General features: G+C 63.9%; 25 protein-coding genes. 9 read left to right on the forward strand and 16 right to left on the reverse strand.

Annotated elements, in window-relative coordinates; translation table 11 throughout:
• Position 1: 1 nt before the first annotated feature.
• Positions 2 to 304 (reverse strand): hypothetical protein, encoded by a 303-nt coding sequence (locus HZR20_RS11640; protein WP_181686913.1) that lies wholly within the window; start codon positions 302 to 304, stop codon positions 2 to 4.
• A gap of 108 nt (positions 305 to 412) precedes the next feature.
• Here HZR20_RS11640 and HZR20_RS11645 point away from each other — a divergent pair, with 108 nt between their 5' ends.
• Positions 413 to 679, forward strand: coding sequence for a DUF7553 family protein (locus tag HZR20_RS11645; protein ID WP_181686914.1), 267 nt, complete (start codon positions 413 to 415; stop codon positions 677 to 679).
• A 231-nt stretch (positions 680 to 910) separates the two neighbouring features.
• Here the strand turns inward: HZR20_RS11645 and HZR20_RS11650 are convergent, their stop codons facing one another.
• The 5 genes from HZR20_RS11650 to HZR20_RS11670 all read right to left on the reverse strand — a co-directional run bounded on the left by HZR20_RS11650 (position 911) and on the right by HZR20_RS11670 (position 5,038).
• Positions 911 to 1,315 (reverse strand): hypothetical protein, encoded by a 405-nt coding sequence (locus HZR20_RS11650; RefSeq protein WP_181686915.1) that lies wholly within the window; start codon positions 1,313 to 1,315, stop codon positions 911 to 913.
• A 405-nt stretch (positions 1,316 to 1,720) separates the two neighbouring features.
• Positions 1,721 to 2,314 (reverse strand): GNAT family N-acetyltransferase, encoded by a 594-nt coding sequence (locus HZR20_RS11655; protein WP_181686916.1) that lies wholly within the window; start codon positions 2,312 to 2,314, stop codon positions 1,721 to 1,723.
• Positions 2,315 to 2,378: 64 nt separating this feature from the next.
• Entirely contained in the window at positions 2,379 to 3,224 is an 846-nt protein-coding gene (locus HZR20_RS11660; protein WP_181686917.1) for a fructosamine kinase family protein, read from the reverse strand.
• Between the two features lie 109 nt (positions 3,225 to 3,333).
• Entirely contained in the window at positions 3,334 to 3,948 is a 615-nt protein-coding gene (locus HZR20_RS11665) for a translation initiation factor IF-2 subunit beta (protein ID WP_181686918.1), read from the reverse strand.
• 82 nt (positions 3,949 to 4,030) lie between these two features.
• Positions 4,031 to 5,038 carry a glycosyltransferase family 4 protein gene (locus HZR20_RS11670; protein ID WP_181686957.1) on the reverse strand — a complete coding sequence of 336 codons (1,008 nt, stop codon included), beginning with the start codon at positions 5,036 to 5,038 and terminating at the stop codon, positions 4,031 to 4,033.
• A 182-nt stretch (positions 5,039 to 5,220) separates the two neighbouring features.
• On the opposite strand from HZR20_RS11670, the gene HZR20_RS11675 reads away from it, so the two are divergent.
• Entirely contained in the window at positions 5,221 to 7,146 is a 1,926-nt protein-coding gene (locus HZR20_RS11675; RefSeq protein WP_181686919.1) for a hypothetical protein, read from the forward strand.
• Between the two features lie 44 nt (positions 7,147 to 7,190).
• On the opposite strand, the gene HZR20_RS11680 is transcribed toward HZR20_RS11675, so the two are convergent.
• Positions 7,191 to 7,889: an SDR family NAD(P)-dependent oxidoreductase gene (locus HZR20_RS11680; RefSeq protein WP_181686920.1), complete on the reverse strand. Its 699-nt coding sequence runs from the start codon at positions 7,887 to 7,889 to the stop codon at positions 7,191 to 7,193.
• A 217-nt stretch (positions 7,890 to 8,106) separates the two neighbouring features.
• Here HZR20_RS11680 and eif1A point away from each other — a divergent pair, with 217 nt between their 5' ends.
• Positions 8,107 to 8,391 carry a translation initiation factor eIF-1A gene (eif1A, locus tag HZR20_RS11685; protein ID WP_181686921.1) on the forward strand — a complete coding sequence of 95 codons (285 nt, stop codon included), beginning with the start codon at positions 8,107 to 8,109 and terminating at the stop codon, positions 8,389 to 8,391.
• Positions 8,392 to 8,555: 164 nt separating this feature from the next.
• A complete protein-coding gene (locus HZR20_RS11690; protein WP_181686922.1) occupies positions 8,556 to 9,614 on the forward strand; it encodes a hypothetical protein in 1,059 nt (352 codons plus the stop codon).
• Between the two features lie 125 nt (positions 9,615 to 9,739).
• Here HZR20_RS11690 and HZR20_RS11695 read toward each other — a convergent pair whose 3' ends face one another.
• The 4 genes from HZR20_RS11695 to HZR20_RS11710 form a co-directional block, all read right to left on the reverse strand.
• A complete protein-coding gene (locus HZR20_RS11695; RefSeq protein WP_181686923.1) occupies positions 9,740 to 11,854 on the reverse strand; it encodes a type B DNA-directed DNA polymerase in 2,115 nt (704 codons plus the stop codon).
• On the reverse strand, positions 11,832 to 12,083 hold the full coding sequence (locus HZR20_RS11700; protein ID WP_181686924.1) for a hypothetical protein: 252 nt from the start codon (positions 12,081 to 12,083) through the stop codon (positions 11,832 to 11,834). Before HZR20_RS11700 ends, HZR20_RS11695 begins: the two co-directional genes overlap by 23 nt.
• Positions 12,084 to 12,086: 3 nt before the next feature.
• Positions 12,087 to 12,728 carry a hypothetical protein gene (locus HZR20_RS11705; RefSeq protein WP_181686925.1) on the reverse strand — a complete coding sequence of 214 codons (642 nt, stop codon included), beginning with the start codon at positions 12,726 to 12,728 and terminating at the stop codon, positions 12,087 to 12,089.
• A gap of 96 nt (positions 12,729 to 12,824) precedes the next feature.
• A complete protein-coding gene (locus HZR20_RS11710) occupies positions 12,825 to 13,487 on the reverse strand; it encodes a helix-turn-helix domain-containing protein (RefSeq protein ID WP_181686926.1) in 663 nt (220 codons plus the stop codon).
• Between the two features lie 134 nt (positions 13,488 to 13,621).
• On the opposite strand from HZR20_RS11710, the gene HZR20_RS11715 reads away from it, so the two are divergent.
• Complete coding sequence (locus tag HZR20_RS11715) at positions 13,622 to 14,662, forward strand: ABC transporter ATP-binding protein (RefSeq protein ID WP_181686927.1); 1,041 nt, start codon at positions 13,622 to 13,624, stop codon at positions 14,660 to 14,662.
• A complete protein-coding gene (locus HZR20_RS11720) occupies positions 14,659 to 15,576 on the forward strand; it encodes an ABC transporter permease (RefSeq protein ID WP_181686928.1) in 918 nt (305 codons plus the stop codon). The genes HZR20_RS11715 and HZR20_RS11720 overlap by 4 nt, the downstream gene beginning before the upstream one ends.
• A gap of 33 nt (positions 15,577 to 15,609) precedes the next feature.
• Here the strand turns inward: HZR20_RS11720 and HZR20_RS11725 are convergent, their stop codons facing one another.
• Positions 15,610 to 16,221, reverse strand: a complete 612-nt coding sequence (locus tag HZR20_RS11725) for a hypothetical protein (protein WP_181686929.1) — start codon at positions 16,219 to 16,221, stop codon at positions 15,610 to 15,612.
• A 170-nt stretch (positions 16,222 to 16,391) separates the two neighbouring features.
• Here HZR20_RS11725 and HZR20_RS11730 point away from each other — a divergent pair, with 170 nt between their 5' ends.
• Positions 16,392 to 17,567: an inorganic phosphate transporter gene (locus HZR20_RS11730; RefSeq protein ID WP_181686930.1), complete on the forward strand. Its 1,176-nt coding sequence runs from the start codon at positions 16,392 to 16,394 to the stop codon at positions 17,565 to 17,567.
• Between the two features lie 90 nt (positions 17,568 to 17,657).
• Here HZR20_RS11730 and HZR20_RS11735 read toward each other — a convergent pair whose 3' ends face one another.
• Entirely contained in the window at positions 17,658 to 18,695 is a 1,038-nt protein-coding gene (locus HZR20_RS11735; RefSeq protein WP_181686931.1) for a phytoene/squalene synthase family protein, read from the reverse strand.
• 115 nt (positions 18,696 to 18,810) lie between these two features.
• Between HZR20_RS11735 and HZR20_RS11740 the strand changes: the two genes are divergently transcribed.
• Positions 18,811 to 19,455, forward strand: a complete 645-nt coding sequence (locus HZR20_RS11740) for a class I SAM-dependent methyltransferase (RefSeq protein WP_181686932.1) — start codon at positions 18,811 to 18,813, stop codon at positions 19,453 to 19,455.
• 71 nt (positions 19,456 to 19,526) lie between these two features.
• Here the strand turns inward: HZR20_RS11740 and HZR20_RS11745 are convergent, their stop codons facing one another.
• Both HZR20_RS11745 and HZR20_RS11750 read right to left on the reverse strand, forming a co-directional pair.
• Entirely contained in the window at positions 19,527 to 20,003 is a 477-nt protein-coding gene (locus HZR20_RS11745) for a dihydrofolate reductase (protein ID WP_181686933.1), read from the reverse strand.
• 54 nt (positions 20,004 to 20,057) lie between these two features.
• Positions 20,058 to 21,515: an arylsulfotransferase family protein gene (locus HZR20_RS11750; RefSeq protein ID WP_181686934.1), complete on the reverse strand. Its 1,458-nt coding sequence runs from the start codon at positions 21,513 to 21,515 to the stop codon at positions 20,058 to 20,060.
• Positions 21,516 to 21,765: 250 nt separating this feature from the next.
• Between HZR20_RS11750 and rtcA the strand changes: the two genes are divergently transcribed.
• Positions 21,766 to 22,773 carry an RNA 3'-terminal phosphate cyclase gene (gene rtcA, locus HZR20_RS11755; protein WP_181686935.1) on the forward strand — a complete coding sequence of 336 codons (1,008 nt, stop codon included), beginning with the start codon at positions 21,766 to 21,768 and terminating at the stop codon, positions 22,771 to 22,773.
• 37 nt (positions 22,774 to 22,810) lie between these two features.
• On the opposite strand, the gene HZR20_RS11760 is transcribed toward rtcA, so the two are convergent.
• Positions 22,811 to 23,769: aldo/keto reductase (locus tag HZR20_RS11760; protein ID WP_258560435.1), on the reverse strand; the 959-nt coding region annotated here is incomplete at its 5' end.

A 23,769-nucleotide genomic window follows, 5' to 3' on the forward strand; every position in this document is an offset into this window, starting at 1 on the left:
ATCAATTTGCCAGTCGGTTTGCGTCGGTGATCAGTTTCAGCACCAGACCGACGAATCCGGCTATCAGCAACACGATCCCTGCCAGGAGTACCCCTAACTCGACCAGTTCCCAGAAAACCAGTATCACCCCCGCTTTATGGACCAGATCCATGCTGGTATGAACCGAAAAACTCCCCCATTGCAGGAAAACCACACCGACGAGCTGCAGGAGTAGCAATCGACGGACTGTCGGTTGGAAGACGTATGCGACAGCGAACGCGAAATCGACCGGTGACTCTTGGATAGTCTCGAAGGGATCGGCCATGTACCGACTCCTGAACGCCTCATTGTGAAAACGTTTTGATCTGTTTCGGAACGGGAGAGAACTACCACTATCGGCAGGTCTTTGCTAGTCGGTCAGTAATCGATGCTCATGACGCGAACTGAACTCAAGACAGCGAGTGAGATACTCGAATCGGCAGCCGACAGCGCAGGGGACAACGCCGACAGACTCGCGGATCTCGCCGACCAACTCGACCAGCTCGCGGAGGCCGACCGTGGGCCGGATCACGGTCGCATGGCGCGCATCCAGACGGCGCTCGACGAGATTCAACAGGAGACAGACGACGAGACAGCGGCGACCATCGAGGATGCCCGAACGGAGATCAGTGACTACCGGGCGACTGTCGACGGCGTCTGAGTCACGAGAAGGGGTGCTTGACGGGGCAATGGGGCCTCAGCGATGGGTGTCGATCAGATCCCGGACGGTCGGGTCGACGCCGTACTTCTCGATAAATCACGCCCCCAAATATCACTGCTGAAATTTCCACTATCGGTCTTCTCCCCTCGTACGCGAGGCAACAATTCTGTTCCCGATGCTCGCTGGTACAATGAGTCCACTACTTACCCTGGGTGTACTCTACGTCACCGGTCATAATTTGCCCGACCGCCCTCCGCTGGTCGTGGTCTGGCTGTCAACGTTCCATCCATCTTCGGTGTGGTCCTGTAAGCGCTCGAAGCACTGTCGTAGGCCCGCCGATTCTGTTTCGGGGAGCACGTGCAGTCGGATCGCCCCGTCCCGTATCGACGCCCGGAACACGTCGCCGGTCTCCTCATCGTTGACCAAATAGACGACCATCGGCAGATCGAGGAAGTCACCGTACTGATACGGGCCGTCGTCGAGGACGCTATCGAGGTGTTTTCGCAGGGCACTGTCTGAGAGTCCGCCAACAGGTTCGAGCCGAAATATCATTGTGCCTTCGTAGGAGAGTCGGCCGGCACGATCATACTTCCGCTGTGGCCGGGACTCGATCGTGAACGCGGGCTCGTCGGCCATGGGACTACCCGTCTTTTGGACGTCATTGGATTTGAACGTACGGGCAACATTTCTGGGGGCAGGGTTTCGTTGGCGTTGGCGAACGGACGCGCCGGACGGTGCCCGAGGAACGCGAGCGGACAATCCTCTCTGGTCCGCGCTCTTTGGTTGTTAGTGGTCGTACATCGACGCATGTGCGGTCGATACGGATTGTTTATGCCGCCGGCTGATTTTGTCGCCCGACGCCGAGAGTCCCTGGCTGTCAGCTGACTCCGATCGAGCGACGTCGCTGCTAGAACCGATCGGAGTCGAGCGGCTCCGTGCCAATCCCGTCTCGCGGGCCGTCAACGATCCGACGGCGACGGGACCTGCTCTGGTCACGCCGATTGAGCAGTGAGAGACACCGGCCGCTCATTGTCGTGCCGTTCAGCCCTCGACTATCTGGACGCCCGCTAACTCGTCGAGGTCGCTTGTCCACTCGATTCCGGCCAGGCCCACGTGTGAAAGCGTTCCTTCGACGGCAAATCCCTGTCCCTCGAAGACCAGCTGAGACGGGCGGTTGTCCGGCGCGACCAGCGCCAGGCAGGCTTCGGTCTCGTCGGCCGCGACGGCCAGTGCCTGGGCGACGAGTGCTGACGCGATCCCGCGTTGCCGATAGGCTGGGGCGACGTACAGTGCCCAGATGTAGCCCCCATCGAATTTCAGGGCTGTATCGATCGGCTCGACGGTGACCTGCCGGTCGATCGAGAGGACGACTGATCCCACGATGCCGTCGACTGCCACGGCCCGGACGATCCAGTCGTCGGGGGCGATGGGTGCGTCGACGGCGTCGCTATCCAGATCGTCTCCGCGATCGACGGTCAGGGAGATGTCAGGCGAGAGTGACGGTTCAGGGACGTCGAACGTCTCTGTCCGGTAGAGGCGGAGGCGAGCGATTCGGATCCCCCGTTTCGTGAGTGCGTCCCACAGCGCTCGCCCGTACTTGGTCCGGGTGAGTCGCCAGAGTGGAACGGCGTCCATCACCCAGGTAGTGGGAAGCGACGGCGATAAACGCTCTGCCCGTCTGTCGCTGGTGGATTGGGAGTCAATACCCGAGTTCCGAAAGCGCTGCCTCGAGACCGGGAAGATACTCGTCGCCGAACAGCCGGACGTGAATCAACAGCGGATACAGCCGGTAGACGAACCGGCGGGTCTCGAAGAAGCCCGCTTCGATCGACCGCAGCGATCGGTAGCGGTCGAAAAACGGGTCGCCGAACGTCTCGGTCCAGTCGATGTATGCCAGTTCGATCTCGGGATGGCCGTAGTACGTCGCCGGATCGAGGAAGGCTCGGATTTCGCCATCGGCTGCGAGGACGTTGGTCCGCCAGACGTCGCCGTGAATCAGTGCCGGCTCCTCGGGTGCGAGAAGCAATTCTTCCAAGTCGGCGGCGACCGCCTGCACCCGCGCTGCAAGGTCCTCGCCCAACGGTCCCTCCTCGCGAGCGCCACGAAGTTGCGGGCCCAATCGTTGCTCCCGGTAGAACGCGATCCAGTCCGACTGCCAGGGGTTGGGCTGGTCGAGCGGGCCGATGAGTGTCTCGAAGGGAAAGCCGACAGTCTCGGCGGTAACGTCGTGTAACGCCGCCAGGTGGTCGGCGGCGTCTCGCTCGACCGCCGGCGTGATCGTCGACTCGCCCGCGATATGTTCGATGACCAGGAGCTCGTCACTGGCCCACAACACGTCGGGGACCGGCAACGTCGAGTGTTCCGCGAGGTAGTCCAACATCTTCGCCTCGATCGACAGTGGCGTCTCCCCAGTCTTTGCAACGACCGGCGATCGCTCGGCGAACTCGACGCGGTGGACGCGGCCGATCATCCCGCCGTCGAGTTCCTGATAGCCAGTTACGGCCGCGTCGAGCGCGTCGGTAACCTGCCCGGCAATCGACTCCATGGGTATCACTCGGGGTGGCGGTGGCTTGTCGGTCCCGGTTCAGTGTCACTGATTCCGGATTCTCCGCCGAGAAAATCGACACGACGACGAACCAACCCAGAAACCGAGCTCAGGCCTGGCGGGCAAAGGCCAGGTTACCGTTGATCGATTCGATGTATGCCTCGACCACGTCGCCTTCGCTGGCTCCCGGGACGAAAATAGTGTAGTTGCCTTTCTCGGCGACGCCGTCACCTTTCCGGCCGGTGCCGACGATCTTGACTTCGTAGCTCTTGCCTTCTTCCAGGGTCGGGCGTTGGCCCTGGGAACTCGACGATGCTGCGCGCGTTTCGACAGGGCGAAATGCCCCGCAGGCCTGACAGCGGAGCATGTCGATGCCGTTCTCGGTCGCCAGAACGGTATCCGGCAGGCCACACTCCGAGCAGGTGACGTACTCGGCGACGTAGCTGTCGATCGCCGCGGCGAAGTCTACGCCGTCGAACTCGCCGTTGTACCGGGCGCGATCATCTTCGAACTGCCCGCTGGTACCGAGTTCACGCTGGATCGAGCGGTGCACGTGTTCGGCATCCCGGGAGAGGGCGTCCGCGATCGCTCCCAGGTTCGTCAGTCGGGTAAACGCCCCGTCGGCCTCCCCTTCGGGGTCCGGAATCGAGAGTCGCTGTTCGTCGGCCGCCGGGCGGTCGGGCAGCGCGTCGTGTGCTCGCTCTAGGGCCTGTTCGTAGTTCATACTGTCCGGACGTGATCCAGACGTAAGGGAACTCCGTGAGTCGTGATATGGTGGGCCACGCCCACTCTTCCCGGCGCGGGGGCTATCGATCGTCGTCGAGGACGTCACGGTAGACCGCGAGAAGGTCGTCGGCGATCGCATCGATGGTGTAGGCGTCACTCTGTTCTTTGGCCCGCTTGCCGAGTTGTTCGCGCAGCTCCGGATCGCGCAGGCGATCGAGCGGGTCGGTAAAGTCCTCGCTTGCCTTCAAGCAGTCCTCGCCATCGGTCAGCCACTCGAAGGTTGGGATATCTCTGAGGACCGGCGGCCGACCACAGGCCATCGCTTCGAGCAGCGCCATCCCTTCGTTCTCGTTTTTCGTCGGGAAGAAGAAGATGTCCCCCGCCGCGAACCCTCCCCGAATATCGTCGACATAGCCGGTAAAGGTGCAGTTGTCGGGCGCGTTTGCGACCAGCTTCTTGGCTCCCCGGGAGCGAAGCAGGCTATCGAGTCGGCCCCCGCCGGTGGGATTGAGATAGCCGAACCACGCAAAGTCCAGGTCCGGCATCGCCCTGGCTGTCTCGATGAAGGTTCGAAGGCCCTTGCGTTCGATGACGTGGCCGACGTTGAACACGACCGGCGGGTCGAGATCGTAGCGATCGAGATATTCCTCGCGGAGCGATTCGAACCCGTCGAGGCGGTCCGGATCGAACCCGTTGGAGACGACCGACGTGGGGACGTCACAGTAGGAATCGATCACGTTGCGGTTGTGTTCGGACGGACAGATCAACCGGTCGCCCAGCGCGTAGGCCCGTTCGAGGTAGGGCCCCAACGGTCGAGCGAGGACGTTCGAGAACGCGAAACTCTCCCTGAAATCCGCCGCAGTCTGGTGGGTATGGATCACGACCGGGACACCCGCTCGCTGGGCTCGCCAGGCGTAGTAGACTGACCGGGGCCCCATGTTGTTGAGGTGTAAGAGATCGGCCCCGAGGTCGGGGTCGGTCGTGTACTCGATCCCGGCCCGGTCGAGGATTGTCCGTTGCTGGCGGACTGACTGGGCCTGTCCGCCGGTGATCGCTTCCTCCCACTCGAAGTAGTGGCTAATCCGCACGCGTACGTTCGATCTCACGGCCCACCGTTCAGTACCTTCCGGATTCGCTTCGACTGTCGACCCTCGCCGGCCGCAACCATTTACTCACTGGGTGAGAACGAACTGACAGACATGGACCACGCAGACCAGAGCGATCGACGACGCCAGCGGTCACACTCGACAACATCTGGAGGGCACCCAGCATGAGCCTGGGTCGCCGGATCGGCCTCGGGCTCGCCGGGGTGGTGCTGATTGTGGCCCTGGTCGGGAGTAACGCGTTCATTACTGCCGGGCAAACCGCGTTGAGTGCCGACTACGTGACTGAGACGCTCGAGGATGAGGATGCGTATGCGGAGGCGACAGACGTCCTCGAAGAGCAGATCAGCAACGAGATTGGGGCCGTGGACTTCAACGCTGGCGGGTCGCTGCCCGCCCAGATCGACGCCTCTGGAGTCGAACCCGAGCAACTCGTCGACGACGCCCTCACCGAGTCCTACGTCCGAACCCAGACCAACCAGAATATCGAAGCCATCTACGCGTTTCTCCACGGTGAGACTGACGCGTTGTTACTTGAAGTCGATCTCGTACCGGTAAAATCCAACTTCGCTGAGGCAGTCACCGAGGGCATGATCGCCGTCGACGCGCCCGCTTTGGCCGACGTCGCGGCCGACCAGGTCGACGGGGCCGGCGGACAGATCGACGCAACGACCGTCGAAGGGCTGCTCGAGAGTGAGTCGAGCTTCCAGCAGACCCGGGCCGAGTTCCAGGCGTCGCTGCCCGACGGGGCGGATCTGAATACGGTCAACGAGCAACTCAAGTCCGACCTCGAAACGGCGACGCGCCAGGAGATCGGTGGCTACGACCAGGGGATCACCGATGCGGCTGTCGACTTTGAATTCGCGACGGTCGACGCGCTGACGGGCGATCTCACCTACCAGAAGTACAGCCAGAAAGTCGAATCCCTCAAAAAGGATATTGCCGAGCGAGCCCAGGTGATCGTTCAGGATCGCCTCGACCAAGAGCTGCCCAACACCCTCTCGTTGACTGAGAATATGGACGCCGATGCCAGAGATCGCCTCGACACTGCTGCTGGAGGCGTCCAGCTCGTCGACTTGCTCACCCTGGTGTTGCCCGGGCTGGCTCTGCTGTTGATTGGCGTTCTCGCCGTAGTCACGCGTTCGCCGTGGACCGTCGGCCGGACGGCCGGGGCGAGTTCGCTGATCGCCGGCATTACTGGATTCCTCCCGGCACTGCTGGCGCGTGATCCCCTCACGTCGGCGATTCGGGACGCCATCGGCGGGCCGGATGGCCAGCGCTTTGCCGACGTGGCGGTTGCCCTCGTCGATGGCATCTTCGCCCAACTTCGAACCCAGTCGCTCCTCTTACTCGTCGTCGGGATCGTCCTGCTCGCGCTCGTCTTTGCCGACAAGCGGGGCTATTTCGACGGCGTGCGCCAGCAACTCGGATTCGGTCCTGCGCCACGAGGGGTCGGCGCAGGTGGATCCCGGCAGGCCGCCCAACGGCCTCGCGGACAGGCCGGCCAACAGCCGCCGGACCAGCGTGGCCAACGGGGCGGACAACGGCAGGCTGGTCCGGGACAGCGTGGCCAGGGGTCCCGTCAGGGCGGTCAACCGGGCCAGAGCGGCCAACAGCCCGGACCGAATCAACGTGGGCAGCAGAACCACCGACGACAGACGAACAACGGGCAACCACGACAGCCCGGTGGCCGTCAGCCCCAGGGACAGTCCCAACAGGGCGGAGCGAACGGCCCCACTCGTGCCGGCCAGGGACAGCCACCGGGTGGATCCGACCCACAGGATCCCCGGGCCGGCCAGCCCAGCGCGTCTGGTGAGACACCGCCAGCAGGAGGCGCTGGGGATGACTCGCCTGGGAGCGAGGACACACCCGGCGAAAGCGGGACTCTGAGTGACGAATCGACGGTAGAACCCGACACCGAGAGCGACCAGTCGGCCACAGAACCCGACACCGAGAACGACCAGTCGGCCACAGAACCCGGCACCGAGAGCGACGAGCCAGCCGCCGGCGACGACACGCCAGCGACCAAACCTGATTCGGAATCGGCTGACGAGACCAACGATTCGACGGACGACCCCGACGACCGCGCCTGAGGTCGGTTGTCGGTACACCGTTTTCTGTTGCAGCGACGATCCCCTCAGTACTCGATGGTTTGTTTGTCCTTCCAGAAGAGTCCGCTCGGCGAACCGGGGCCGAACCGAGCGAGCCAGATCGGCGTTTCGGCACCCTTCTGGGGCTCGCGGGGCGCTTTCGAACCCCCGAGGTCCGTCGCCACCCAGCCGGGGTCGACGGCGTTCGCGATGAGTCCGTCAGACCCGTACGTTTGATCCAGCGAGACCGTCAACGCGTTGATCCCGGCCTTCGAGATGCGGTAGGCCGGCATTTCGGACTCGATCGGTTCGGTCAGGATTCCCACGCCGGAGGAGACGTTGACGATCCGGCCGCCGTCAGTCTCCAGTAGGTGTGGGAGGGCGTGCTTGCTCAACAGCGTCGGCCCGCGGAGGTTCACGTCGAGGATGCGGTCGAAATCGTCCGTCGCGAGGGCTACGATTCCGTCGCCATCGCCGCCGACGCCGGCATTGTTGATGAGCACGTCTACCCGGCCAGCGGACTCGACCACTTCCTCGACCGCGCTCTCGATCGACGCCTCGTCGGTCACGTCGAGTTCGACCGCCTCGACGCCGTCAGGAAGGTCATAACTCGGGTCCCGAACGCCGCCAAAGACCGTCGCGTCGCGGGCGACCAGCCCGCGGGCGATTTCGCGACCGATTCCTCTGTTGGCCCCCGTCACGAGAGCGACGTCTCCCTCGAGCGTTTCCAGTACATTCGGCTCCATCGGCGGCTGTTGGGTTGGCATCGGTTTGGATGTTTGCTCCGCCGTCAATGGACTCTCTATCGTGCCGGACTGCCCGATACGAGGTCGGAGCGATTGACTGTCGTCCCTGTCTCTGCTCGTGGCTGACTGTGTTTCGACTGCCTCTGTGAGTCACGCCCATGGGGCGAGATACCACCGGTCCCGCACGCCTTTAGCGTGTCCGGGTCTTATTGCTGATATGAGCGAAGAATCAGGGCGACGGAATCTCCGGATGCCCAACGACGACGAGGTGTTCGCCGTAGTGACACAGCACAACGGCGGCAACCACGTCGAGCTGCAGTGTGAGGACGGTAAAACCCGTATGGGACGCATCCCCGGGCGCATGAAGTACCGCGTCTGGATCGAAGAGGGCGACGTCGTGCTGGCCGAGCCGTGGGACTGGCAAGACGAGAAGGCAAACGTCGAGTGGCGTTACGACAACGCCGACGCCGACCAGCTCCGTCGCGAAGGCCACATCGACTGACGAGCGACTGCGTTGTCGTTCCTTGGACCGGTAGTACCGACGTCACGGCACTCTCTCGTATCACTCTACAGTGACTACTCGCATCGTTCCATCGCACCGTGGTGTAGACCCGTTGCGTTCCGGAGCGCCGAGGACTTTTCCCGTCGCCGCCAGTAGCCCCGGCCATGCCAGGTGCTGGGGATGCGCCGAGCGATCGGCTCCGCGAGCGGGCCGGCGGCAGTACCTTGAAGCTCTGGCTGGTCATGGACGCCGATCGCTGGATCGTCACGGGCTTGCTTGTTGCTGTCGTGTTCCTCACACTGACCGGTATCGGCTATCTTCTGCCGGCTGCCGAGGTCGCGATCCGTTCGAGTGACTCGGTTGAGACACTTTTCCAGGCACTGCTGACGGCGACGATCACCGGGGTCACGCTCGTGCTCACGTTGAATCAACTGGTACTCTCCCAGGAGCTTGGCGCGGCGGGCGACCAGCGCGAGCGCATGGAGGAGTCTATGGCGTTCCGCGAGGACGTCGCCGATGCCGTCGGCACGCCCGTCAGTCCAGCTCGGCCGGCACAGTTCCTTCGAGCGCTCGTCCAGGTTGCCGGGACACGCGCACAGGACCTCCGAGATGCTGTCGGTGTCGACGCGCCGAGTGACGCGAGGACTGCCGACGGGGATCTACAGGCAGCGGTCGAAGATCTCACTGACAGCCTGCTCGGGAACGCCGACGCTGTCGCGGAGGGACTCGACGATGCCCGGTTTGGCGAGTTCGACGTGATCGCCTCGGCACTTGACTTCAACTACTCCTGGAAGATCTTCACGGCCCGACGCATCCACGAGCGCCACGGTGAGGGCCTCGACGAGGAGACCCGGACCGCCCTCGAACAGCTTATCGACACGCTGGAACTGTTCGGTCCCGCTCGCGAACACTTCAAGACGCTGTACTTCCAGTGGGATCTCATCGACCTCTCGCGGCGCATTCTCGTGATTTCAATCCCCGCACTGGTGGTTTCGGTGAGCATGGTCGCGTTCTTCGACGCGCCCCTCCACGCTCCGGCAGTCGCCGGCGTCGAAACGCTGGTCCCGATCGTGGCGGCCGCAACGACGGTCGCGTTGGCCCCTTTCCTCCTCCTGGGGGCCTACGTCGTGCGGATCGCGACGGTCACCAAACACACGCTCTCGATCGGCCCGTTCATCCTCCGGGAGACTGACGATGTCGCCGAAGTCGAATGGGAGCAGTGACGCCACGTCGGCCTCGTCACTCTCCGGCTTCCGTGTCCGCGATCGATGACCACGAAGCTCATCGATCTCGCTTTGCATTCGTTGTCATTCATTGTATACACGGCGAGCAAACGACGTTTCGGCACTCACTCGAACGACGACAGCGTCGCGTCCCACGTCTCTCCGAGACATCGGCGGATGTCGTCGCTCTCCCAGCCCAGCGGAGCCAGGATACTCTCGGCGGCCCGGACGACCCGGTCGGCGTAGAAGTCGGGATCGTACGCGTCGGGGTCCTCGAACGCCAGTCGGACGCGATCGGGGCCGCGCCGGTCGTCGTCGATCACGACGTAGGAGACGGACTGTCCCGGGTGACGATCGAGTCCGACCTCCTCAGCGCGTTCGAGGGCCGCTTTCGCCCGCGAGGCGCATTCGTACTCGTCCGCTGATTTGCTGACGCGCTGGGTGATCTGCAGGTCAGCCGTCGCCACGTCGCCGCGGTTGAGCGTCGCCAGATGACGCACGAGTTGCCCACACACGGCCTCGGGGGCACGTTCCCGGTCGAACACCTCGAGCAGGTCCCGCTGGGCGCGTTCGACAAACGGGCAGGTACTGCGCTGACGGGCTTCGATCCCCCGAAGTTTGTAGCGCTCGCCATCTCCCACGGTCTCGTCGCCCCACCGGCCGAAGTACCGCATCAACGCCGACCCGCTCGCTCGTTTGCGCGGGCAAACGGCGATCCAGTCGAAGTGGCCCTCGTGTTCGAGCGCGATATCGACGGTCTCGCTCACCTCGGCGGCGACCTCGCGGATCGGCCGTTGCTCGCGATCCGGATCGGGCCTCACCCACAGACTGTCCACGATTCCGTGGACGACGCGCCAACCCGCTGCCTCAACGTGTTCTTTGGCAGTGAGCATGAACTCGCGGGCGTAGGCGTTGATCGCCTCGTGGACCTCGATGCGGCCGAACTTGGCGTGCCGGTAGCCCTGGTAGCCAAAACAGGACACCAGCACCCACTTGATCGCCTCGATTTTGGCGTCGAGTTCGGGTGTCGGCCCTGTCCGCTCGCGACGCTGGTTCTTCAATTCGCGCCGGTCGTCAAGCAGGGGTCCGAGGACATCCCCGAGAAAACTACCGTCGATGGAATTACAGATGCTATAGCCCAGTTCGGGCACGTCCCCGCTGTCGTGACAGTCACAGCAGACCGTCTCCGGGGAGACGCGATATTCCCGGATGATGTTGGGGTACAGTGACGCGAAGTCGAGTTCGTGGACGTTCTCGTAGATGGCTGCTTCGGGCTGAAAGGAGAACCCGCCCCGATCGGCGGTGTGCAGCGTCTCCAGGGACTTCCAGCGTTCAGTCTGGCGTTTCTGGGCCGGCGCGAGGACGTCCCGGTTCCGGGCCTCCCTGATTTCGATGGCGGTGAGCACGCCCCCGATGCTGTCACGGGCGAGTTCCTGCAGTGGTTTCCCAACTCGGTCGAGGAAGTACCGTAGCCCCGCCATCGAGGACTTCGAGAGGAGAAAACTATTGGAACGGTCGACGATCGCCCGGCCGGGGACGGCGTACCTGGCCGGGGAGTGGCCAACCTGGCCGTAGCTGACGTACGTGCTCTCGCCGGCCAGTTGCCGATAGCCTGGTCGCCGCCCCAGGTCGACGCCTGCTTTCGACAGCAACGGCACCAGATCGGCCGAAGACACGACCAGCACGTCGGGATTCCGTTCTGCGAGTGTGTTTTCGACCGTCTCGCGGACGGCCTCATGATCGTCGCCACCGGGGTTTCCTTCGACGGAAAGTTTAGTCACGTCGCCGTCGGCGAGTGCTGCGGGCGGCAGGGACAGGTCCAGCGTCCGGAGTGGCCGGTCCGGCGCCGGGTCACAGTCGGTGTCCAGGCAGTACCGAAAGCCAGGATCGAGATCGATGTCGTACAGCGAGAGCGTCCCGGGGGCGTGTTCGCGGTGCTCGCGCTGGCGGATCTCGCGGGCGACCTGCCGAACCTCGCCGAGTCGGTCGACATTGATCCGGAGCATCGGCGAACGCTCTTCGGCCCCGAGTGATCGGAAGTGGCGTTCGGTCCTCAGGACAGTCACCTTCGGGTCGGCGGCCAGAGCGTCGGCCAGCCAGTCGAGGTAGCGGGTCCGGTCGTTCCGGGCGGCGGCGTACAGCGCCGGCTCGTAGTCAGGGTCGGGGATGGGGGTGGCCCCGTCGCCGTCGGTCACCCAGCGCACCGGCGTCCCCGCTTCAACGTCGATCGTGATCGTCATCGCTCAGTCGCTGCACTTGTAGTTCCTGGGCGAGCAGGACCGTCAGGACGAACGCCCGCCAGGGGTCGGCGGCGTTCTGCTGGGCGGCGGCGTCAGCGTGTGTCCGCGCTCGCTCGAACAGCTGATCGAACGCCGGCTGGTGACGCCGCCGGAGCGCCCGGCGGAACGGTCGGTGCTCGGCTTCGAGGCGGTCGAACTCCTCTCTGAGTGTTGGGGCGGTTCGGCCCACGGGTCACACCCCCGGCACTGCCGGATCGGCGGCCGTCGGCGCGTCTCGCTCGTCGGTCGCGTCGGCCGCGCCGAGCAGATTCGCCCAGTAGGGGATCGTCGTCTGGTAGCCCCAGGCGTGGCGATAGAGGTCCGTCCCGAAGGTGGGACCGTCGAACCGCAGGCCGGCCCGGGTATCGGCCGCTTCGAGCAGTCGGTCGGCTGCCGCTCGAACTCGCTCGCGTTCGACATCGGTGGTGACGAGCACCGGCACGGCGAGCGCCGCGGCGAGTTCGGTGAGCACTTCGAGCGTCGCGTCGAACATCGGTTCCGCCTCGGCGTCGGGGACGTCCTCGACGGCGTACAGCGCGGCGAGGTTCGGTGCAACGATCAGCGACGACCGCAGCGAGGTCGCCCGGGGGAGGTCACGGGCGAGTTCGTAGTGCTGGTAGGCGGTGAAGGCTCGGGCGACGCGAACGCGGTCGGCGGTCCGTCCGACCGCGTGCTCGCGGATCGCTCGCGGGACGGCGGCGTTACGCGCGTCGAGCCAGTGGACCGGCCCGTCGGTCTCGGCGAGTTGCCGGCCGACGAGCCGATACAGTGCGGTCGGGTCGTCGCTCTCGAGGACGGTCACGCCGGGGTCGAGTGTCGGCAGGTGGGCACCCATGGGCGAACGGTTCGCGAGGATGCCCTTAGCTGGCAGCCTGTAGCGGGCTGAAAGTGAAACTGGCACGGTGCACTGTACACACCACGTGTTTGTGCGTCAGACAGCGGGGCCGAACTCGTCGAGGACGGCACCGACAAGTTTCGATTCGGCTTTCTGGAGGTGACTGCTCGCCGTTGCCGGTGCACACTCGAGTTCGGCGGCGATGTCCTCGTGGGTCGCTCTGCGCGGTGACTCGTAATAGCCCAGTGCGAACGCGGTTTCGAGTGCCTCGCGCTGGCGATCACTCAGGGCTGCCGTCGGCTGATCGAGTGATCCTGGATACGAACCGACTTCCTCGACGTCGACTCGGACGCCGTCGGGGCCGCCGTCCATCGCCGCCTGGAGCGGTTCGGGGTCGCCGATCACGCGGCCCGTGATCTCGCCGTCGCGATAGACGATCGGCTTTCGAACCACAAGCCCGCCGTGGGCGATCCCGCGGGTGACACAATCGACGGCCGCCGGTCTGGCCTGGACGAGCGCATGGAAGGAGCCATCACCCTCGACAGAGATATCCACGCGCTCCACACCGGCGAGTGCCTGGGCTTCCTCCCGGAATCGGTCGGGATCTCCCTCGATGGCGTAGAGAAACGTCGGCTCGTCCGGATTTGTGAGGTTCCATTCCTGGGCGCGGGCGACCCGGACGTATGCGGTGTTCGCCAGCAGATCGAACAGCGTTCCGCCGTCGTTTTCGACCGCGGCGGTAACGCGAAGGTATCGCATCGCTGAACACGCCGTCGATCGGACGCATAAACCTCCGTTTGTGGGCAATCTTCGCAGTGGCTAGCCCGGTCGAATAAACCCCACTCACATACCTCACAGCAAGCACACCCCGCCGGGGCTGTTCCGATCTGACGATGACTGACGGACCGACCGACGACGGTATCGGCGACCGAGCCCCGGCATCGGACGGGCAAGACGCTGTCGCGGCCGAGACCCTCGCGCTGACGTACCCCGACGGCACTGAGGCGGTTCGAGACGTCTCGCTGTCAATCCCGCGTGGGGAGTCGTTCGGCTTTCTCGGACCCAACGGCGCCGGCAAGACCACCACGATCAAGCTGCTTTCGACACTGCTGGAACCGACTGCAGGAACTGTCCGCGTCAACGGGTTCGACGTGAGTGAGCAACCCACGGCCGTTCGGGCGACCGTCGGCTACATGGCCCAGGAAGTGGCCGTCGACGGCGAACTCACCGCCCGGGAGAACCTTCGCTTTGCCTGTGACGCCTACGGGGTTCCCGTGGGTGATCGGGCCGAGCGGATCGACGACCTGCTCGATCTCGTGGACCTGGCCGACGTGGCCGACACCCCTGCCGAGCGGTTCTCCGGCGGGATGAAAAAGCGCCTCGACGCCGCGACCGCGCTGGTTCACGACCCGCAACTGGTCTTTCTGGACGAGCCGACCACGGGCCTCGACCCGAAAGCCCGCAACCGTCTCTGGGAGTACGTCCAGCGCATCAACGACCGGGGGACGACCGTCTTTCTCACCACGCAGTACCTCGCGGAGGCCGACGAACTCTGTGACCGACTCGCGGTCATCCGTGACGGTCGGATCGTCGAGCGCGGCTCCCCAAGGGCACTGAAACGTCGTGTCGGCGGGGAAGTCCTCGAAGTTACCTTCGAAGGCGATTCATCCGTCCACCGGGCGGCCGAAATCGCTCGGGGAACGGACGCCATCGCCTCGGCTGGCTCAGTCGAGATCGACGACGGCGCGTTACGGATTGTGACCGAGCGGGCACGGGCCACAGCCCCGGACCTCCTCGTGGCCTTGCGCGAACAGGGGATCGACGTGACGGGGATCGATGTGCGTGCCCCCTCACTTGAGGACGTGTTCTTTGCAATCGCCGACGAGGAGACTGCTGGTCTTGCAAATGCTCCCGACGGGGAGGACGACCGATGAGCGCGCCGGGTGCCGACGCGGACGCACTCGATGGAGTCAGCCCGACCGATGGCGGGGATACGAACCGGAATCGTCCTGGGGAGCCGCCGACTGGGAACTCCCTGCTCGGTGACGTCCGCGTCAACTTCGCCCGCTGGAACCGGAAGGCACTCCGCAACCCGACAGCCTTCTTCCTGGAGATCGTCGCGGGCGTGTTCTCGCTCGTGCTGTTCGCGACGGTGTTCGGCGACGTCAGCGAGGTCGCCCTCGGACGGGTGGGCTATGGGAACGTCGCCTATCTTACCTACCTGTTGCCCGCGGTGCTCATGCAGGCGACGATCGGGTCGGCTTTCACCTCCGGCGTCGGGCTTGTCGGGGACTTAGAGAGTGGCATGTTCGAGAAGGTACTTGTGACGCCGATGAGCTGGACGGCCGTCGTCGCCGGGAAGTCCCTCTCGGAACTGACCCGGATCGTCATGCAACTGCTTGCCGTCCTCGGGCTGGGCGTCGCGATGGGCGCCACGATCGAAACTGGTATCGCCGGCATCGTCGGCATCCTGGTGGTCTGTCTGCTGGTCGGCCTGCTGTTCATGTCGGTGGCGAATATCCTGGGCATCCTCACCAGGGACGAAGAGGCACTCAACGCCGCGACGATGCTGTTCATGTTCCCGCTTCTCTTTCTGTCGCCGGCGTTCATCCCGCTGTCTTCGGATCTCGAACTCGTCGCGATTCTCAATCCAATCACCTACGGGGTCGAGGCCGTCCGTGCACTGGTGCTCGGAGAAGACACCCTGTCCGTTATCGAGGTGACACAGTTCGGTGGGCTGTATGACACGCTGGTCCCGGCGGTCGCGATCCTGCTGGCGCTGGATCTGTTGTTCGGTGCGCTCTCTGTCCGAATGGTATCCCGCGTTAGTAGCACGGCAGCGGAGTGAGTGGCTGGCTTCCGTTCGGCCGACAGGGAGTCTTCAGGCGTCCTCGTCGCTTTCGTCGTCTTCGTCGCCCTCCTCGCTGGCCTTGCCGATCTCTTCGCTGACGGTTTCCTCGACTTTCTCGCTGACCTCCTCGCTGACGGTCTCGCTGACCTCTTCGGCGACATCGTCGACCTCCTTGGAGACGGTCTCCTCGACGGTCTTCTCGACTTCCTCGCTGACGCTCTCTTCGACACGATCGACTTCCTTGCTCACGGTTTCGCTGACTGTCTGTTCGACTTCATCGTGGACGGTTTCGCTGACTGTCTGTTCGACTTCATCGTGGACGGTTTCGCTGACTGTCTCCTCGACTTCGCCGTGGACCGCTTCCTCGACGGTCTGTTCGACTTCCTCAGTCATAGTGTCGCTGACAGTCTGTTCGACCTCGTCGTGGACGGTTTCTTCGACCCGTTGGGCCATCTCGCTAGTCATCCAGTCGGGGTCGAATCGTCCCATTTTCCAGGCAATGTGGATGACGTAGGCGATCAGTGCACCCAGCCCAAAGGCAACGCCGACGCTGGTTTCGGCCACGAAAATGATCCCGATCGCGACGAAGATGAGTGTCCCATACGCGAGATCGACGAGGAAGTCGACGCGTGAGGGATTCATCGTTCGGTCACCGCTGTCAGGTGCGTCTGGTCGTCGTGTTGGTTCATGGTCGACACTTCGACCTGCCCACACGAATAACCATTCATCTCCGATCCCCACAGCTGCTGATACTCGCTGGAACGCCAGCACCGAAAACTTACCATTAAGGGAGCGGCTATCCTCGCCCCTGTATGGTCGAAGTACTCCTTCTCGTCGGTATCACGGTCGCGCTGTTCGTCGGGTTCAACATCGGCGGCGCGACTACAGGACCGGCATTCGGGCCGGCCGTTGGTGCCGACGCAATCTCGAAGACTGCCGCTGCAGGGCTGATGGCCGTGTTTTTCCTCGTCGGGGCATGGACAATTGGCCGGCGCGTCGTCGATACGCTCGGTAGCGAACTGTTCACCGACGCGACCGTGTTGACGATGGAGACCAGTATCGTCGTCCTGTTTTTCATCGGCGGCGCACTGTTCCTTGGGAACTACTACGGCGTCCCTGCCTCGACATCGATGACGGCCGTCGGGGCCCTGGGCGGCCTCGGGGTCGCGACGGGCACGCTTGACTGGGCCGTGATGGGCGGGATCGCGATCTGGTGGATCGTCGCGCCGATCGTCGGCTTCTGGGTTTCCGGGATGATCGGTCGATACTTCTACCCGCGGATCAACGAGTGGGTGGCGATCACGACCACGGAGGGCGCCATGTTCAAGATCGATCACTCCGGTGTGGTGCCACGACTCGTCGCTGGACCGAACACCACCCGCAGAGAGGCGGTCGGGGGCATCGTCGTTATCGCCATTGGCTGTTTGATGGCCTTCTCTTCGGGAACCTCGAACATCGCCAACGCCATCGCCCCGCTGGTCGGCGCGGGTGCCGACATCGATATGATGATCCTGCTTGGCTGTGTGGCCGTCGCCGTCGGGGCGTTCACGATCGCCCGGCGGACCTTAGACACGCTTGGTAACGATATCACCGACCTGCCGCTGACGGCCGCGATCGTCGTCGCGATCGTCTCTTCGACGATCGTCATCGGCCTCTCGATCATCGGGATCCCCGCGAGCTTCGTCATCATCGCGACGACCTCGATCGTCGGGCTGGGGTGGGGCCGGGCGACGCGGACGACTGCCCTTCCCGAGGTGGTCCGCGGCGAGGAGACTCCTGACGTCTCTGTCGGTGCCCTCGCGGCCGAGGAAGCGGGTGAGGCAGTGCCCGAGATCGGCGAGGAAGACTCGGCCGACATTCCCTCGGCGGCCGACCTGTTCGATCCGGCGACGACCGGCCGCGTTATCGTGATGCAGAACGTCGTCCCGCTGTTGTCGACGGTCGGTGCCTACGTCACCTTCGCGGTGCTGTTCACGTTCCTGTGGTGAGAACTCTCCAGTCGGTGGTCTTTCGGTAATCCAGTCTCGGGTAGAAACTCGGTGGCGGGAAGCACACTCGATGGGAGCGGTCGTTTTCGGTTAGCTGTCCCCGAGCGGTGCCTGGCGCATCTGCCGTCGAAGGGCCTCGATGTCCGGCTCGTTGCCGTCGGCGAACCGGGCGCGCACCGCAAGCACCTCACGGCGGGAGACGGTGACGCCACCCTCTTCGATGACGGCTTCCGGGTTCGCCTTCAGCTCTCGAATCGTCCCGACAGCGAGTAAAAACGGGATCGCCCACGCCGACCGAGTGTTGCCACGCACTTCGGGCATGGTTTCGAGCCAGGACTGTGCCCCGTCGAGGTACTGCTCGGCCCGCTCGACGATCTGGGTAATGATCGGGGCGAACGCCGCCCCACTCGATGTGTCGGCGATGTCAGCGGGTTCGAGCCCTTCGTCGGTGAGGAGTTCCTGAGGGGCGTAGACATTCCGTTCCGTCCGGTAGTCCGTCGCGACATCCTTGGCGACGTTGACGAGCTGTAACAACAGGGCGAACGATTCGGCGTCCTCGCGGAAGGAGTCTCGCTGTGCCGGATCGACGTCTTCGAGCAGGAGCGTGGTGACAAACTCACCGACAGTCCCGGCCACGTACCAGCAATAGGACTCCAGCTCCTCGAACGATTGGAGGCGAAGCCCGCCGGTGTCGGCGTATCGCTCGACAAACGTCGCCATTCCGTCGACGAGCTCTCGAATCGACGGGCGGATCACGTCTCTGGAGGCCGCGGGGAGCGCATCGAACTCGGCAACTGCCTCCGGGGCGCGAGCAACGACATCCCAGTCGTCGCTTGGCTCCTCGGGGATCCACGGTTCGACGGCCGTTCGAAACGCCTCGACAGACGTCTCGTCGTCTGGATCCAGAGTGCGACTGTACGTTTCAAGGAGCTGGACCCGATCTCCGGGTGGGATGTGGCGGGCGTCTTCGACGGTATCGGCGATCCGACAGAGCAGGTACCCGAGACAGATCTCGCGGGTCATCGGCTCGCGCAACTCGTCGATCGTGAGTGCAAACGTCCGGGAGACGGTTGTCACGGCGTCGTAGTACCACGCGACTTCGTTCCGCTCGGTCTGCTCGTCGGCCATCTCGATACCGGACCAACGAGCTCCCCACTTGAAAACGTGACTGCATTGGATGGCTGCTTGCTATTCACGAGCGGCGTGTCGGGGGATCTTTGTGTCTCCCTACCGAACGGTGCGTGTGGATTCAAACGACGTTCGCCGCACGTGGGCCGATCGATCCGGCGAGTTCTCGCCGGCGTACTACGCTCATTACGGCCCGGACGAGAAAAGCGAGGCGATCGGTGACCTACTGGTTGGGGCTCTCGACCGGGACGACTCGGTACTGGAACTGGGCTTTGGCTCCGGCCGGCACCTCTCTCATCTCCAGCAGCGTGGGTTCGAATCACTTTCGGGCATCGACGTCAACGAGGATGCCCTCGACGTCATGACCGATGCGTATCCGGATCTCGCGGCCGACGGCACCTTCTATTTCGAAGCGATCGAGGACGTCGTCGGGGACTTCGCTGACGGCACATTCGACGCAGTCTACTCCATCGAAACACTCCAACATATCCATCCCGATGCCGACTGGGTGTTCGACGAACTGGCCCGGATCACGGACGACCTCCTCGTCACGATCGAAAACGAGGGCGAGGTCGAGACCGGCCAGTCCGACGATCCCGCAGTCACGTACGTCAACGACGAGGTCCCGCTGTACTATCGCGACTGGAACCAGGTGTTTACCGACGCTGGCTTCGTCGAGGTCGAATCGCGGCCACTCGGTCGCGATGTTTTGCGAGTGTTCCGCCCGGACGACCACGATTCACTGTCGCGATCGTCCTGACGCGGTGCTGTGCAGAGCAGCTCACTTTCGTTTTCTGCTGGCGACTCCCCGATCACTGCTCGTGCTGACACTCACCCGTCCGCGCGTTCCCACCGCTCGAGCGTGTACCCGTCGAAGCGTGTTTCAGATGTCATGTTCCAGACAGCAGTGTCGAACTCGGGGAATGCGGCGTCGCCGTCGTACGTGCCGTCGACTCGACTCAACAGCATCCGGTCGTAATACGGGAGAAAGACCTCGTAGATCGCCGCCCCGCCGAGGACGTACAGGACTGACGCCCCATCCCGGCTGGCGCGTTCGATCGCCGCTTCGACGCCACTCGCGTGGCTAACTGCCGGATCGGCGTGCGTGCGCTCGGCACGGCTCAAGACGATCTGTCGGGCTCCGGGCGGGTCGTCGAACATCTCGAAGGTCCGACGGCCGATAGCGACGGTTTCGCCGGCAACGCGCTCCCGGTACCGGCGGACCTCGTCGGGCAGCTCCCAGGGCAAGGTTGGCCCGTCGCCGATGATACCGTTCTCGGCGACGGCTGCGACGGCAACGATGTCCATGGATGGCTGTTGGCGGGCGACGATCATTAATCGATGGCCCGTCAGCCGCGAGATTCAGTCCTCGCTCGCCGGTGGCTCGCCGCTGTCACCACGCCGCGCCCGGTACTGCCGACGACCGAACCGAACGCCTTCACCGAGCCCCCAGAGGACGACGATCACGAGATCGACCAGGAGGAGTGCGCCGGACAGCGGTGATACCCACGTGGGCATCACGTACAGGAAGCCGTGCAAGACCAGCGGCGGGAACAGACCGAGGAATCCTTTCTGTAGCTGCCCGGAGACGCCCCCGACCGAACTCACGTCGGTCTGGTTTGCGGTCCCGCGGATCGCTGCCATGCTGAGCCCGCCGTCACTCTCGGCACCCGTCCCGAGGAGTTCGGCCTCGTAGACGCCACGGGGAACCTCGCGCTCCCAGAGGATCGTTCCGTTCGGCGAGACTTCCAGCAAGCGAGTGCCCAGCGTGTCGGTGATGAGGGTGTTGTTGTTCGGCAGTCGGTCGGCGTCTCGCGACCAGCGCATTCGCTCGTCCGTCCACAGCCACGTGCGTTCCCAGGTGTCGTTCCGGCGCTGGTACTCGACGATTCGGCTGTTTTCGCTGTCGGCGACCAGCACCGCAGGACCGCCCTGGGATTCGGGGATGTAATCGGCGTTGTGCTGCTCGTAGAGCATGTCGTGGTTGCCGTCGGCTCCCAGCGTCCAGTTGTGATCCATTCCCGTCTCGGGATCGATGAACACGACCTGGTCCTGATTGCGCAGATTGACCATGTACCGGCCGTCTTCGAGCACTTCGACGTCGTTGACGTGCGTCCAGTCGTTCGGTGCGCCACCAGAGGACTGGTTGAACTCCGAGGCGGCGTTCCAGGTCCACTCGACGGTGTCGGTTCTGATGTCGACGACGTAGGCTCGGTCGTACTGGATGTCGGCGGCGAGGTATTTCCCTTCGGCGACGCGATCCGCGTCGTGGATATTCGAAGAGCCATTGTAGTTGACAAATCGGGTGTGGAGTCGTTCGACCTCGCCGGTCGAGTAGTTGACCCGCTCGAAGACGTCCTGGGCGCAGGGCGATTCGAGTCGAGCCGGGCAAATTGCCTCGCCCCGGATGTTACTCGCCACGTAGAAGAGGGTCTGCTCGCCCGCCGGTGTGGGGTCGACGTCGTGATAGAGGTCGTAGTCGCTCCGGTTGAACACGCGCTCACCGGTCGATCGATCGACGATCGTCAACTGACTCGGTCCCTGGGCGTCGACGACGTAGGCGACTAGTCCCGTCGGCTCGTAGTCCGCCTGTGCTTGGCGATCTGTGTGATTCGTCCCGCCAGTCACTGTCGACTGTACCGATTCAGTCGTCTCGGCCGATGCCGGGTTCGTCGTGGTCGGTGTCGCCTCGGTCGCCGGTCCCGGGTCCGTCGTGTCGACCGATCCCGATCTGGTGGCGAAATCAACCATCAGCGGGAGTGCCAACACGACGACGATGAGGAGCAACACGATCCGTACGCGACGAGCGTCGATGGTCACAGTGCCAGAACGTGGGATGGTCGTCAAATAAAATCCCCTGTTAACGATAATGATTATTTGAGTTTCTGGGCGGCCGTGGTGGGTCTGGATCGGCGTGGCCTCGGTACTCATAGGGCTCGTCATCGCCGGGTCGTGAGGCCGGCTCGGCCCGTGCGCTCGTCATCGGCCGTCGTGACGTTATCCCGGCAGTCGCAAAACGATTGCTACCTGTACCCCCACATTCACGATTGGTCCGACCCAACCCTCGTCGATGCTCGAACTCGACGGTAGCGAGGGCGGCGGACAGCTGTTCCGGTCGGCACTGGCGCTATCGGCGGTGACCGGCACACCCTTCGAGATGGCCGACGTCCGAGGCTCGCGCCCCGAACCGGGCCTCCGGCCCCAGCATCAGACGGCCCTGGAGGTCCTCGTGGACATTTGCGACGCGACGGTCGAGGGGAACGAACTTGGCGCGACGACGGTCACGTTCGACCCGGGCGACCCCCAGGGTGGCCAGTACCACGCCGAGATCGGCACGGCGGGGAGCATCACGCTCCTGTTCGATGCCGTGCTCCCGCTCGCCACTGTCCTCGATGAACCGCTCGTCCTCACCGCCAGTGGCGGGACGGACGTGCAGTGGTCACCGCCCATGGCCTATTACCGGCAGGTAAAACTCCCGGTCGTGACCGACCACGGCATCCACGCCGCCGTCACTGTCGATCGCCCGGGCTTCTATCCGGCGGGTGGCGGTGAGGCAACCCTTCGACTCGCACCCTCAAATGTCGAGCCCATCGATCTCGTCGAACCAGGCTCACTCGACGGGGCACGGATCTATTCGACTGCCTCGCTGGACCTGTGCGACTCCTCAGTTGCCAGGCGGAAGGCGACGGCCGCAACTGAGCAACTCGCGGCGGCGGACGTGGATGACACGGCCGTGACGACCCGGTACGCGGCGACACCCTCGACGGGCTCGGTCCTGGTAATCCGACTCGACTTTGAGCACTCGATCGCCGGCTCGACGGCCCGTGGCAAACGCGGGAAACCCGCCGAAAACGTCGCCAGCGAGGCCGTCGAGCGAGCGCTCGCCGTTCGGGATTCGCCCGTGGCCGTCGACGCCCACCTTGCGGACCAACTCGTCCCGTTCCTGGGGTTAGGGGGCGGCAAGGTATCGATTCCACGTGTGACGGATCACGTCGAGAGTCACTGTGCACTACTCGACCGGTTCGGACTGGAGATCGACCAAGTACCGTGGGCCTCGGGCACCATACTCCTCGGGTAGCTCGTTCGAAAGAGCGCTCCTCGTCGGTGACACTTCCTCAGGCGTTTGTCTGATAGAGGGCTCCGTTCTCGTCGTAGCGGGCCTCGAAGATCCGCTGGAACTGCTCGTCGGTAAGTTGGATTTCGACAGCGCCCATATTTTCATCGAGTTGCTCGACCGTTCGGGCCCCAACGATCGGGACGCAGGTAACATCGGGCTGGTCGATCAACCACCGGAGGGCAACCTGTGCGGGCGTTGCTTCAACCTCCTCGGCGACTGCCCGAACCTCGTCGAGGACGTGCCAACCGCGCTCAGAGACGTAAAAGTCCAGGAAGCGGTCGTCCAGTTGCGCGCGTGTATCCCCCGGAGCGTCGAGTTCGTAGGTGCCGTCGCCGACGCGTTCGTATTTGCCCGTCAGGAACCCGCCGGCAAGCGGCGAGTACGGGACAACTGCCAGGTCCTGATCGGCACAGACGTCCAGGTATTCGGCGACGTCCTCGTAGTAGGCGGCGTGAAAGAGCGGTTGGGTGACGGTGAAGGCCTCGTAGTTGTTGACGTCCGCTTTCCAGAGCCCTTTGGTGAGTTTCCAGGCATCGGCCGTCGACAGGCCGACGTGGTGGACCTTCCCCTCGCTGATCAGGTCGTCGATCGTCCGGAGGGTCTTCTCGATGGGTGTCTCGTCGTCGAAGCGGTGGAGATAGAGGATGTCCAGATAATCGGTGTCCAGCCGTTCGAGCGATCCGTCGACTTCGGCCTGCACGTTCTTCGACGAGAGGTTCTCCTGGAAGCGCGATTCCTGTGACCAGAAGCACTTCGAGGCGAGCACGTAGTCCTCTCGATTACGCTCGTCGAGCCACTCGCCGATCCAGCGCTCGCTGTCGCCGCCACCATAGCCGTTGGCGGTGTCGATGAAGTTCCCGCCCAGTTCGGCGTAGGTGTCGAGCAGCTCGTGGGCCTCTTCCCGACCCGTCTCGACGACACCCGTTTCCTCGTGTTCCATCCCGAATCGCCACGTCC

The organism is Halorhabdus salina (assembly GCF_013839425.1).
GTDB classification, from domain to species: domain Archaea; phylum Halobacteriota; class Halobacteria; order Halobacteriales; family Haloarculaceae; genus Halorhabdus; species Halorhabdus salina.